At 66.7% G+C, this 12,601-nt stretch carries 13 protein-coding genes and 1 other RNA gene; 9 read left to right on the top strand and 5 right to left on the bottom strand.

All coding sequences use genetic code 11. The features are described from left to right. The coding region (locus tag DM995_RS21645; protein WP_116968616.1) for a TIGR04282 family arsenosugar biosynthesis glycosyltransferase at positions 1-403 on the bottom strand (403 nt) is incomplete at its 3' end. A gap of 103 nt (positions 404-506) precedes the next feature. Between DM995_RS21645 and maiA the strand changes: the two genes are divergently transcribed. The 4 genes from maiA (at position 507) to DM995_RS04315 (ending at position 4,399) form a co-directional block, all read left to right on the top strand. Then, on the top strand, positions 507-1,139 hold the full coding sequence (gene maiA, locus DM995_RS04330) for a maleylacetoacetate isomerase (protein WP_116968615.1): 633 nt from the start codon (positions 507-509) through the stop codon (positions 1,137-1,139). Next, a complete protein-coding gene (locus tag DM995_RS04325; RefSeq protein WP_116968614.1) occupies positions 1,136-2,827 on the top strand; it encodes a TonB-dependent receptor domain-containing protein in 1,692 nt (563 codons plus the stop codon). The genes maiA and DM995_RS04325 overlap by 4 nt, the downstream gene beginning before the upstream one ends. Before the next feature lie 15 nt (positions 2,828-2,842). After that, positions 2,843-3,295, top strand: a complete 453-nt coding sequence (locus tag DM995_RS04320) for a MarR family winged helix-turn-helix transcriptional regulator (RefSeq protein WP_023837849.1) — start codon at positions 2,843-2,845, stop codon at positions 3,293-3,295. Positions 3,296-3,391: 96 nt separating this feature from the next. Next, positions 3,392-4,399: a fumarylacetoacetate hydrolase family protein gene (locus DM995_RS04315; protein WP_116970328.1), complete on the top strand. Its 1,008-nt coding sequence runs from the start codon at positions 3,392-3,394 to the stop codon at positions 4,397-4,399. Positions 4,400-4,415: 16 nt separating this feature from the next. On the opposite strand, the gene DM995_RS04310 is transcribed toward DM995_RS04315, so the two are convergent. From DM995_RS04310 to DM995_RS04295, 4 genes are all read right to left on the bottom strand, one after another. Continuing rightward, positions 4,416-5,387 (bottom strand): hypothetical protein, encoded by a 972-nt coding sequence (locus DM995_RS04310; protein ID WP_157973068.1) that lies wholly within the window; start codon positions 5,385-5,387, stop codon positions 4,416-4,418. 79 nt (positions 5,388-5,466) lie between these two features. Then, complete coding sequence (locus DM995_RS04305; protein WP_116968612.1) at positions 5,467-6,411, bottom strand: hypothetical protein; 945 nt, start codon at positions 6,409-6,411, stop codon at positions 5,467-5,469. Between the two features lie 162 nt (positions 6,412-6,573). Beyond that, complete coding sequence (locus DM995_RS04300; RefSeq protein WP_116968611.1) at positions 6,574-7,554, bottom strand: hypothetical protein; 981 nt, start codon at positions 7,552-7,554, stop codon at positions 6,574-6,576. Between the two features lie 99 nt (positions 7,555-7,653). Beyond that, positions 7,654-8,310, bottom strand: a complete 657-nt coding sequence (locus DM995_RS04295; protein ID WP_023837854.1) for an alpha/beta hydrolase — start codon at positions 8,308-8,310, stop codon at positions 7,654-7,656. 210 nt (positions 8,311-8,520) lie between these two features. On the opposite strand from DM995_RS04295, the gene DM995_RS04290 reads away from it, so the two are divergent. From DM995_RS04290 to DM995_RS04270, 5 genes are all read left to right on the top strand, one after another. Beyond that, a complete protein-coding gene (locus tag DM995_RS04290; RefSeq protein ID WP_116968610.1) occupies positions 8,521-9,606 on the top strand; it encodes a cysteine desulfurase family protein in 1,086 nt (361 codons plus the stop codon). Further along, complete coding sequence (locus tag DM995_RS04285) at positions 9,606-10,733, top strand: cysteine desulfurase family protein (protein WP_116970327.1); 1,128 nt, start codon at positions 9,606-9,608, stop codon at positions 10,731-10,733. Before DM995_RS04290 ends, DM995_RS04285 begins: the two co-directional genes overlap by 1 nt. 3 nt (positions 10,734-10,736) lie before the next feature. Continuing rightward, the gene (locus DM995_RS04280) at positions 10,737-11,072 is read left to right on the top strand and encodes a 2Fe-2S iron-sulfur cluster-binding protein (protein WP_116968609.1); all 336 of its coding nucleotides are present in this window, start codon (positions 10,737-10,739) and stop codon (positions 11,070-11,072) included. A gap of 51 nt (positions 11,073-11,123) precedes the next feature. Next, positions 11,124-11,219: signal recognition particle sRNA small type (ffs, locus tag DM995_RS04275), an RNA gene on the top strand. 136 nt (positions 11,220-11,355) lie between these two features. Continuing rightward, a partial coding sequence (locus DM995_RS04270; RefSeq protein WP_232824479.1) for a DNA polymerase III subunit gamma/tau occupies positions 11,356-12,601 on the top strand: 1,246 nt, incomplete at its 3' end.

Raw genomic sequence — 12,601 nt, 5'->3', positions numbered from 1 at the left:
AATGGCCGCCGTCCTCTGCGGGGCCGATCACGATATCATGGTTCTGCAGCGCTGCCATGGCGGATGCGACGACCCCGACATCCAGATCGGGCGTGTCAGCGCCGAAGAAGATGTGCGGATGGTCGCGCGCGGCGTCGATCAGCCGCTCGGTCAGCCCGCCTTCGACCTGCGCGATCAAGCGGACCCCATCGCCCAGCCACTGGCGAAACGCGGCCTCTGCCGCCCCCGCGAAGCGGACCTCGACGGGCGCGCCCGCCTGCAGCAGGATGTCGACGGTCCTCTCCGCCAGGCGACGATGCAGGTCGGCGGCTCCTGCCGCACCCAGGGCCGGAACTAGCCGCGTCTTGGCATAGCCCGGCACCGGATATTTGGCGAACAGCACGAGATCAGGCAGGGGGGTCATCGTTCAAGGCTTAGCGCGCCGCCGCCGGGAAACAAGCCTTGCATCGGCGTGCCTTGCCCATATGGTGCGCGGCCCGGCCAACCGCCCCCTAGGAGCCTCGCCCATGTCCGACATCATCCTGTTCGATTACTGGCGCTCGTCGGCCAGCTACCGCGTGCGCATCGCGCTGAACCTCAAGGGGATTGCCTATCAGGCGGTGCCGACCGACCTGCTGACCCGCCAGCAAAAGGCACCCGATTATGTCGCGCGTAATCCGCAGGGGCTGGTGCCGATGCTGCACATCGACGGGCATGACCTGACCCAGTCGCTGGCGATCATCGACTATCTCGACGCCACGCGCCCCGAGCCGCGCCTGATCCCCGCCGATCCGGTGGCGCGCGCTGGCGTGTTGGCGCGGGCGATGATCATCATCGCGGACATCCACCCGGTGAACAATCTGCGGATGCTCCATTATCTTAAGAACGAGATGGGCCAGGACCAGACGGCGATCGACAGCTGGTATCGCCACTGGATCGCCGAGGGGTTTGCGGCACTGGAGCAGCTGGCACCCGAGACCGGGCTGTTCGGCGGTGCTGCACCCGACCTCACCGACGTCTGCCTGGTGCCGCAAGTCGCGAATGCGCGGCGGTTCGAACTCGACATGACGCCCTATCCGCGCCTGACCCGGATCGATGCCGAGCTGCAGGCGACACCGGCCTTTGCCGCCGCGCATCCCGAAAGGGTGAAGCCCGCGTGAAGACTTCGCACCTCCATCTGATCTCCGGCGTCGCACTGGCAGCACTCGCGTTCGCCCCCGCGCATGCGCAGGACGCGCAGCCGCAAGGCGACACGATCAGCTGGCCCGATGCGCCGATCACGGTGGTCGGGCGCCCGCTCGACGCCCCGATCGGCGACCGCGCGTATAGCGTCACCATCCTCTCGCCCGACATGCTGGCGAACGAGCCCAGCCAGCGGGTCGAGAATGCGCTGCGGCTGGTGCCGGGGCTGCAGCAGTTCCGCCGATCGGATGCACGCAGCGCCAACCCGACCAGCCAGGGAGTCACGCTGCGCGGGCTGGGCGGCAATGCTTCCAGCCGCGTGCTGATGCTGCTCGACGGGGTGCCGCAGAGCGATCCGTTCGGCGGCTGGATCAGCTTTCCCGGCTATGACGCGATCAATCTGGCGAGCGTGCGCGTGCGGCGCGGCGGCGGTACCGGCGGCGATGGCCCCGGCGCGCTCGCGGGCACGATCGAGCTCGACAGCTCAGGGATCGCGCCCGACCAGTCCAATATCTATTCCGACCTTGCCTATGGCAGCCGCGAATCGATCGAGGCGAGCATTGGCACCACGCAGGCACTCGGGCAGGGCGGACTGACGATCTCTGCCCAATATGCTCGGGGCGACGGGTTCACCCCGGTGATCGCGCGACAGCGCGGACCCGTCGATCGTCCCGCGCCCTATGAACAGCTCGGCGTCAACCTGCGCTTCGTCGCGCCGCTCAGTGCCAGCACCGAGCTGCAGGCCAGCGGACGCATCTTCACCGACGAGCGCGAGCGCGGCTTCGCCTTCAGCGACAACCGCAACGACGGCGCCGATGCGAGCCTGAGGCTGGTGGGACGGGGCAAACTGCCCTGGTCGGCGCTCGCCTATGTCCAGATGCGCCGCTTCGAGAGCAGCTTCGGTGCGATCAGCGCGGACCGCCGCACCGTCACGCAAAGCCTGGACCAGTACAACACACCTTCGACCGGGGAGCTCTACCGTCCCTTCCGGGTCGGACCCGACGCGACCGCCGCCAATGCCGCGCTCGCCCCCGAACGGCTGCGCGGTGCCGAGCTGGGGCTCGATTACGAAATCTACACCATCCGGCTGGGCGCGACGGTTTTCTGGAACCGGCTCGACAATGCCATCGCCAATGTGACACTGGCGCGCGGGCCCGGAACCTTTCCCGGGGTGGGCTTCGTTTCGGCGGCGGGTGCGTTCAGCCAACGCCAGAATCTCGGCTCGGTAGAGGCAATGGGCGTCGAGCTCGAAGCGAGCGGCGAAATCGGCGACGTCCGGCTTGCCGCCGCCTACAGCTTTGTCGACGCCGAGGTCGAGGCTGCGCCAGGTCAGGCGGCGATCGATGGACGCAGGCCCGCGCAGGTCCCGCGCCACTTTGCCACCGGATCGATCGGCTGGTTTCCGCAAGGCGGCGATAGCGGCGTCAACCTCACGGCGCGTTACGTCGGCTCGCAATTCGAGGACGATCTGGGCCAGCTCGCGCTCGACGATGCGGTAACGCTCGATGCGCGTGCCGCCATGCGGATCAACCGTAACCTGCTCGTCGAACTGCGCGGCGAAAATCTGTTCGACACGACCGTGCAGGCGGGCATCAGCGGCCCCGGCATCATCGAGCGAGCCACGCCGCGCACGATTTGGCTTGGCGTGAAACTGGACATTGAATAGCCTGGTATTCGCAACATGACCCGCAGCATCACCCGCCTTGCCGATTTCCTGCCCTATCGCCTCTCGATCACGTCGAATGCGGTGAGCGACCTCATCGCGCGCGAATATCGCACGCGCTTCGGCCTCAAGATCCCCGAATGGCGCGTCATGGCGGTGCTGGGCGATGTCGGCGAGGCGACGCAGCGCGAGCTGGTGGCGGCGACGCGGATGGACAAGGTCGCCGTCAATCGCGCGACCAAGACGCTGGGCGAGCGGGCGCTGATCCAGCGCGCGCCGAACATGGCCGACGGGCGCTCGCACCATCTGGCGCTGACCGCGGCGGGGCAGACACTCTATGCCGAGATCATGCCGCTGGCGATGCAGATGGACATGCAAATCATGACCGCGCTGAACGACGACGAGCGCGGGCAACTCGCCGCGCTGCTCGGCAAGCTGCTGGCGCGCGCGGATGCGCTGACCGATGATTGATCGGGGGCGCCCGGCGCTTGCGTTCAAGTTTCAATTGATACTATGCTGCGCGCAGCATTTTCTCGTCCCGGCAACAGCAAAAGGCAGCCGCATCCCATGAAGCTTGCATCTCTCAGAAGCGGCCGCGATGGCCATCTCGTCGTCGTCTCGAACGATCTTGCCTGGTATGCCGATGCCAGCCATCTGGTGCCCACGCTCCAAGCGGCGCTCGATGACTGGGACCGCATGGCCCCGTATCTCGAGGTTCTCGCGCGCGACCTGGAGCATTCCGCGATCCCGCGCGAGCGTTTTCACGAGCATGACGCCGCCGCGCCGCTGCCGCGCGCCTATCAATGGGCCGACGGATCGGCCTATGTGAATCATGTCGAGCTGGTGCGCAAGGCGCGCGGGGCGGAGCTGCCCGAGAGCTTTTGGACCGATCCGCTGATGTATCAGGGCGGATCGGACGACCTGATGGGCGCGCGCGATCCCATCCTCCTGAAGGACGAGGCCTGGGGCTGCGATCTCGAGGCCGAAATCGTGGTGGTGACCGGCGACGTGCCGCAGGGCGTGACGCCCGACGAAGCGCGCAGCTATATCCGCCTGGTCGGGTTGGTGAACGATGTGTCGCTGCGCAACCTGATCCCCGACGAGCTCGCCAAGGGCTTCGGCTTCGTCCAGTCCAAGCCGGCCAGCGCCTTTTCGCCGGTGTTCGTGACGCCCGATGCACTCGGCGATTACTGGAAGGACGGCAAGCTGCACCGCAAGCTGCTGGTCGATCTCAATGGCAAGCCCTTTGGTCGCGCGGTGGCGTCGGATGACTGCACCTTCGATTTCGGCGTGCTGATCGCGCACCTCGCCAAGACGCGGCGCGTGCGCGCGGGCTCGATCATCGGGTCGGGCACCGTCTCCAACCGTGACAGCGATGGCGGCCCCGGTCGCCCGGTGAGCGAGGGTGGCCTGGGTTACAGCTGCATCGCCGAGGTCCGGATGGTCGAGAAGATCACCACCGGCGAGATGAAGACGCCGTTCCTGAAGCACGGCGATACCGTGCGTATCGACGTGCACGACGACAAGGAACACACGATTTTCGGCGCGATCGAGCAGACGGTTCAGGTCGGCTAATGGCCCGATTGGCTGGTCATTCTTCTTCGTTCAGGCGCTCGGACGGGTTGACGATCGCGCCGACCAGCATGCGGCGCTGCTTCCAGCCTGCCCGGTCGTGCGGCATGCTGTAGAGCGTGCGCAGCAGCGCGATGTCCCAATCGGTCGGGTCGGAATAGACATTGCCCGCATCGAACAGGCCCAGGATCGAGTTGGGCACCGGCTGGTCGGTTGGCGTCGTTTCGGCAAAGGCGACCATCGCGGCATAGGCGGCCACGGCATCGAGCGAGCGGCCCTGCGCCAGGTTCACGTCGATGACGATGGTGGCCTTGAACAGCGCGCGAATTGCCAGCGTTCCGATGATCGAAGAGCGATAGGCCTGCACGGTCTGTGTTCCGTTGCCGATGGCGGATTCGCCGCCAGTCCCGGCACTGAATGTCCGGCCGTCGGTCGAATCCGCGCTGACCAGCAGCGAGTCCGAGTTTGCAACGCGCATGCCATCGGCGCCTTGCGTTCGGTTGTTGTACCACCAGCGGATCGGGACATTATCGGTCAAAAGGCGCTCGCGCCGAGCGGGGGCGAGTTCCGCAAGACGGCTGGGCGCTTTCTTGTGTATTTGCCGCATCAGACCGCGAGCATCGGTTGTAAAGGTGACCGCGATGTTGCCTTGGCAGTCCGGCTTGCCCAGCTTGATCCCCGATAGCTGAGCAATCTCGCGCATCCGCGTCTCGACGATCTGGGCGTGTTCGGGTTTGATGCCAACGACCTTGGGGCAGACCGGCTCGATCCAGCGTGCGACTGGATCAGAGCCGTTGGCGACACCGGTTCGCCTGACAAAATCGTTCGCCTGCTTGCGCAATTCTGCCGGGCTGGAAGAGGGGCCTATGACATGGATTTCCGTCTGCCGCCGTGGCTCGGGCGCAGAAGCGGCAGCTTGAGCGATGGCAGGCGCCTGGCCCATGGCCAGTATCCAGATGGCAGCGGGCAGGATCTCTTTTATTCGCTTCATCACCCAGCTCCTTGTTCTTCATACCCGTGAACGGAACGCTGCACCTTCGGGCGCGCGGCACTTCAGATGATTATCGTGCTCATGGCGAAGCGATGATACGCCCCGCTTCCCCGGCATCCCGGATGATCCTTGCCACCAGCATGCGTCGCTGCTGCCAGCCGGCCCGCGCGGCGGGGATGTCGTACAGCCCCTTCAGAAAGCTGAGGTCGAAATCGGTGAGCTTCGCCTGCGATCCGCCGCTGGCGAACAGCGCGAGCAGCGAGTCGGTCGGCGGATCCCAAGGCTGCAACTCGGCGAGCGCGACCATCGCGGCATAATCGGCGACGCTGTCGAGCGGCAGGCCTTGGGCGCGGTTGATATCGACGATCACTGTCGCGCTCTGCAGCGACCGTACGATCTGGGTCTGCACCACCGATGGCCGGAAACCGCGAACGCCTGGGACGCCAAGCAGCCAGTCCGACTGTTCGGAGCCCGCCCCGAGCGCTTCGGGCCCCGAAATCTGCGGAGCAACGCTGACGCCGTCGCTGCTGCCTAGCGCGGTCGAATACCACCACCGCACCGGCGCATCGCCGTTGATCAGCGCGTCGCGGGCATGTTGCGGTACTTCGTTGAAGGTCACCGGATTGCGCGAGGCGACGCGCCTCGCCGTGGCCCTGGCGTCGGTGACGAAGCTGATGATGATGTTTGTCCGGCACGGGGCATCGGCGGCCCGGACGCCAACCCGCTGCGCGAGCCCGCGTAACCTGTCCTCGACGATGCGCCGATAGTCTTCGTGCAGGCCGATGACCTTCGGGCAGATCGGCGCGCTCCAGCGGGCAATCGGATCGTCGCTTCGGATGATGCCGGTCTTGCGGACATAATCATGCGCGTCCCGGCGCGCCTCGGCTTCGGTCTGACGTTCTCCCAGGACTTCGATCTCGGGCTTCGCGGTGGGCGCGTCTTGCGCGCTGCTCAGGCCGGGCAGGGCAAGCAGGGATGAGCATCCGAAAATAATCGAACGGCGTAGTTTCAGTTTCGGAAACATGGAAGCCTCCTCGATACGCAGCCGTTACATCATGCAATGAGATCTGTCTTTTTACAAACAAACTATTACATTCAGAATGGCGGTAACAATTCGGGAGGTGTGGGCGTCGGGCCGCCGCCGACCGGTGTACCTTGAGCAACAAGCGGATGCATTGCGCAGGTGCTATTTCCCCGGTTCGCTTAGCCCCTCGGTCAAATCCTCATTATGGTCGATCTGGCCCGCGGCTTCGGAGTCCTTCAGGATCTTGCCGACCAGCATGCGCTTCTGCTTCCAGCCCGCGCGCGCAGCAGGGATGCTATAGAGTGCCTTGAGGAAGCTTATGTCCCAGTCGGTGGCGCTGGCGACCTGTGCATCGGGCGCGAACAGGCCGAGAATCGAATTTGGCGGCGGCGTCTGCACCGGCTTCATTTCGGCGAACGCGACCATCGCGGCATAGGCGGCGACGGCGTCGAGCGGCACGCCCTGCGCGCGGTTTACGTCAATGACGATCGTCGCGCTGCGCAGCGCGCGCACGATCTGGGTGCGCACGATGCTAGAGCTATAGGCCTGGACCGTGGGAAGTCCGTTACCGATCGACGAGCCGCCACCCTCGGCCGTGCCGCCATTGGCGGCGAGACCGTCCGAGGCGACCGCGCTTATCCCATCGACGCTGGTTTCCTGCGTAGTGTACCACCAGCGCACCGGCGCATTTCCATTGAGCAGCGCGGGCCGGTCGGGAATCTGCACTTCGGCCAGACGGCGTGGCGATTTCCTGGCGATCCGCTGGACCACGGCCGGGGCATTGGTGGTGAAGCTGACCACAACATTGGTCTTGCACGGCGCAGGCGCGGTGTCGATCTCCGCCACCTTGGCGAGCGCGCGGATCTTTCGCTCTACGATGGCGGCATATTCGGGCTGGATGCCCAGCACCGCCGGGCAGATCGGCGTTACCCAGCGCGCCAGCGGATCGTCGCTGCCGGTGGACACCGTCCGCCGAACGAAGTCATTGGCTTCCTTGCGCGCCTGCTCTTCGGTCTGGCGACGGCCGATCACCTCGATCTCTTCCCCCGAAGACGCCTGCTGGGCCTGAGCAGGGGCCAGTCCGCTGCCCAGAGAGGCGGTTGCAGCCAGCAGCAGCGAGAAAGGAACAGTTTTGGCAGACATGGATCGCCCCCATGAAATCACGTGGCACCATCCTGCGACCCCACGGCCCTGCGTGCCAGTACCGTTCGACAAAGGCACCCAAGCGTCCGGCGAGCGCCGTCACCGGATCGGCGAATCCGGTGCGAGGCGCATGTCGAGATAATTGTCGACCGAGTGCATCAGATCGTCGAGTTCGTGCTCGAAGAAATGGTTGGCGCGGCTGATCTCGTCATGGTGGATGGTGATGTGCTTCTGCGTGCGCAGCTTGTCGACCAGCTTCTGCACCGCGCCGGGCGTGACCACGGTATCGGCGGCGCCCTGGACGATGATGCCCGAGGCGGGGCAGGGCGCGAGGAAGCTGAAATCGTACATGTTGGCAGGCGGCGCGACCGAGATGAAGCCGCGGATCTCCGGGCGGCGCATCAGCAGCTGCATCGCGATCAGCGCGCCGAAGCTGAAGCCCGCGACCCAGGTGGTCTGCGCTTCGGGGTGGAAGCTCTGCACCCAGTCGAGCGCTGCGGCGGCATCGGACAGCTCGCCGATACCGTTGTCGAACGTGCCCTGGCTGCGGCCGACGCCGCGGAAGTTGAAGCGCAGCGTCGCAAAGCCACGGCGCACGAAGGTCTTGTACAGCGCCTGGGTGATCCGGTCGTTCATCGTGCCGCCGCCCTGGGGGTGCGGATGGAGGATCATCGCGACCGGCGCGCGCGGACGGGGGGCAGGGCTGAAGCGTCCTTCAAGACGGCCTTCGGGACCGGGAAAGATGACGGCGGGCATGTTTTGCGCTCTTTCGGCTGAAACGACAATGATGTCGGCATGTGAATAGTATGGCGGCAGAAGCCTCAGATAGGGTCGCAGCGGCTGCCGGGAAGGGGCGCTATACGCAATCCGCTCGGGCAAAAGCAACAAAATGCGTGGATTCGGGCCTGACTGCGGTTAGAGGAACGCGATGAACCGTTGTCCCGTCCTCCCCGGCCTGCTGCCCCGATGAACCAGCCGCGCATCTATCTCGACCATGCGGCGACGACGCCGGTGCTCGCCGAGGCGCGCGCGGCGATGATCGCGGGGATCGAGCGCTGGGCCAACCCGTCCTCGCCGCACAGCGATGGGCGCGCGGCGCGGGCGGCGCTCGAAGAGGCGCGGCGGCAGATTGCGGGCGCGCTGAACTGGGACGGCGAGGTGATCCTCACCAGCGGCGCGAGCGAGGCGATTTCGCTCGCCATGCTCGCGGGCAAGGCCGATGGCTGGATCGTGAACCCGACCGAGCATGACGCGGTGCAACGGCTGACGACGCGCATCCCCGCGGGACGGTCGCTGATGCGGCTCGCGGTCGATCTCGACGGGCGGCTGGTGATGGCGAGCCTCGCGCGCGCGCTCGAAACCTGCGGCGGACGCCCGATGGTGGTGGTGCAGTCGGTCAACAGCGAGACCGGGGTGATCCAGGACAATGCCGCGATCACCGCCATGGCGCGCGACGGCGGCGCGCTCAGCCTTTGCGACGCCTCGCAGAGCGCGGGCAAGTTGCCCCTGCCCGATGCCGACATGATCGTGGTCTCGGCGCACAAGCTGGGCGGGCCGCCGGGGATCGGCGCGCTGCTGGTGCGCGATCTCGGGCTGCTCGAACCCCCGGGCGGGCAGGAAAAGGGCTATCGCGGCGGCACCGAGAATGTGCCCGCCGCGATGGGCTTCGCCGCCGCGCTCACCCATGCGCGCTACTGGACCGACCGCGCGGCGGACTTGCGCCACCAGCTCGACAGCGCCATTCGCGGCGCGGGCGGCGAGGTCGTCGCGCAGAATGCGCCGCGCCTGCCGAGCATCGGCAGCTATCGCATGCCCGGCATGGCGGCCAATGCGCAGCTGATCCAGTTCGATCTGGCGGGCGTCTCGGTCTCGGCGGGCAGCGCGTGCTCCTCGGGCACGCTCAAGACCAGCGCGGTGCTGACCGCGATGGGCTGGGACGAGAAGGCGGCGGGCGAGGTGGTGCGGGTGAGCTTCGGCCCGTCAACGACACGCGCGCACGTCTATCGCTTCATCGAATTGTGGCGAGATATGGCAGCGCGGGCGAAGCGCTGATGGCGACTGGCCCGATCTATCTCGATTATCAGGCGACCACGCCGCTTGCGCCCGAGGCGTTTGCCGCCATGCAGCCCTGGCTCGGCGGGCCGGAGAGCGCGGGCGGATGGGCCAATCCGCACAGCGCGCACCTGCTCGGGCGCAAGGCCTCGGCCGCGGTCGAGGTCGCGCGCGGGCAGATCGATGCACTGATGCCTCGGGACGGACGCGTCATCTTCACCAGCGGCGCGACCGAGGCGCTCAACCTCGCGATTCGGGGGGCGTTGCCCGCGCTCGCGCCGCGCCGGCGGATCGTCACGATCGCGACCGAACATGCTGCCGTGCGCGACACCTGTCTGTGGCTCGAAGGGCAGGGCCATGACATCGTGCTGCTGCCGGTGGACCGCGACGGGCTGGTCGACATGGGCGCAGCGCGCGATGCCGTCACCCCCGACACGGCGCTGGTTGCCGCGATGCTGGTGAACAACGAGATTGGCGTGATCCAGCCGGTCGATGTGTTGGCCGAGATCGCGCGCGAAGCGGGCGCGCTGTTCCTGTGCGATGCGGTGCAGGGCTTCGGCCGCGTCGCGCTGCCGCAAGCGGCCGACATGATCGCGATCAGTGCGCACAAGATCCACGGACCCAAGGGCATCGGAGCGCTGTGGGTGCGCGAGGGTGTGGCGCTCGAGCCGCTGATCCATGGCGGCGGGCAGGAACAGGGGCTGCGCTCGGGCACGCTCTCTCCCGCTTTGTGCGCCGGGTTCGGCGCGGCGGCACGGCTCGCAGCGGAGCGGGCGGACGCGGATGCGGCGCACGTCGCGCTGCTGCGCAATCGAGCGCTCGAGATCTTCGCCGACTGGCAGGTCAACGGATCGCTGATCACACGCTATCCCGGTAACCTCAACCTGCGCCGCGACGGGCTCGACGTTGCGCGGCTGATGTCCGAGGTGCGCGGCGTTGCCTTCTCTGCAGGTTCGGCCTGCGCCAGCGGCTCGGGACGCCCGAGCCATGTGCTGACCGCGCTGGGCCTGTCGAGCCCGGAAGTGCGTTCGTCGATCCGGCTCGGCTTCGGGCGCTATACCACCATTGACGAAATCGAACGCGCCGCGCATTTGATCGTCGATGCGGCCAATCGGCAGACGGGGTGATCGATGATCGAGGTGACGTTCATCAGCGCGGACGGCAAGAGCCGTCAGACGGTTCAGGCCAAGGAGGGCGACCGGCTGCTCGATGTCGCGCAGGCGCATGGCCAGCCGCTCGAAGGCACGTGCGAGGGGCAGATGGCCTGCTCTACTTGCCATCTGATCATCGATCCCGCGGATTTCGCCAAGCTGCCCGATCCGGTCGAGATGGAAGAGGACATGCTCGACCTCGCCGTGGCGGTGACGCGCACCTCGCGCCTGTCATGCCAGATCTTCCTGCGCGAGGAATGGGGCAGCCTGACCTGCCGCGTTCCGGCCGAAAGCTATGACATGCAGGGCGTTTGATAGCAATTTCGGCCCGGCTTGCTTTTCCGTCATCAACTCGCCATATGGCGCTCGGGAGTCGGGCGGACGTAGCCGTCGCCAATCTGGTCAGGTCCGGAAGGAAGCAGCCACAACGATTTTCGCCGCGGGTCGTCCGGCTCCTACCATCTTCCAGCGCCGCATCCTTCACAGGCCCTCTGTTTTGAACAGGCGGGCGGTTTCGGTTTGATCCACCGGCGGCAGCGGCTAATCAGCATCTATGGACGATTCCCGGCCCCAAGATATCGACAATGACGCAGGCGAAATGCCCGGGCTCGGGCTCGATCTGCCCACCATTGCCGCGCCCGCTGGCGCTTCGGGCCAGGCCTATCGCGTGCTTGCGCGCAAATACCGCCCGCAGACCTTTGCCGAGCTGATCGGCCAGGACGCCATGGTGCAGACGCTGGGCAACGCGATCCGGCGCGAGCGGCTGGCGCATGCGTTCCTCATGACCGGGGTGCGCGGGGTGGGCAAGACCTCGACCGCGCGGCTGATCGCCAAGGCGCTGAACTGCATCGGCCCCGATGGGCAGGGCGGCCCCACGATTTCGCCGTGCGGCGTGTGTGAACCCTGCGTCGCGATTGCCGAGGGGCGCCATATCGACGTGATTGAGATGGACGCCGCCAGCCATACCGGCATCGACGACGTTCGCGAGATAACCGAGGCTGTGCGCTATGCCGCTGTCTCCGCGCGCTACAAGATGTACATCATCGACGAAGCGCACATGCTCTCCAAACAGGCATGGAACGGCTTGCTCAAGACGCTGGAGGAACCGCCGCCGCACGTGAAGTTCCTGTTCGCCACGACCGAGGTGAACAAGGTGCCGATCACGGTGCTGTCGCGCTGCCAGCGCTTCGACCTGAAGCGCATTCCGTCCGAACTGCTCGCCAGCCATTTTGCTGAGATCTGCGTCAAGGAAGCGATCACCGCCGAGCCCGATGCGCTCGCGATGATCGCCGATGCCGCGGAAGGATCGGTGCGCGACGGCCTGTCGATCCTCGATCAGGCGATCGCGCATGCCGATCTGGGGGGCGATGCCAGCGAAGGCGCGCCGCAGGTTCGCGCCGAACAGGTGCGCAGCATGCTGGGCCTGTCCGATCGCGGCGCGATGCGGCGGCTGTTCGCGCATCTGATCGCGGGCGATGCCGATGCGATGCTCGCCGATCTCGATGCGCAGCACAGCCTGGGCGTCGATCCGGTCGCCGTGATGCGCGGGCTGCTGGCGATGGTGCATGCGATCACGCTGCAGAAATCGGCGGGCCGGGTGCGCACCGTGCATGGCGAGGAGGACCGCGCCGCGCTCGCCGACTGGGCGGGCAGGCTCGGCCATGCCAGCCTGCACCGGCTTTGGCAGCTGCTGCTCAAGGGGCATGACGAGATCGAGAGCGCGCCGGTCCCGCGCGAGGCGTGCGAGATGGCGCTGTTACGCGCGCTCTATGCGGCGACGTTGCCCGATCCGGGCACGCTCGCGCGCAGGCTGGCGGACGCGCCAGCAGGGCATGCCGCGCCCG

Source organism: Blastomonas sp. UPD001 (genome assembly GCF_003426715.1).
Classification (GTDB): domain Bacteria; phylum Pseudomonadota; class Alphaproteobacteria; order Sphingomonadales; family Sphingomonadaceae; genus Blastomonas.
Note: the sequence above shows the minus strand (reverse complement) of the source record. Positions and strands in the feature narration are given on the sequence as shown.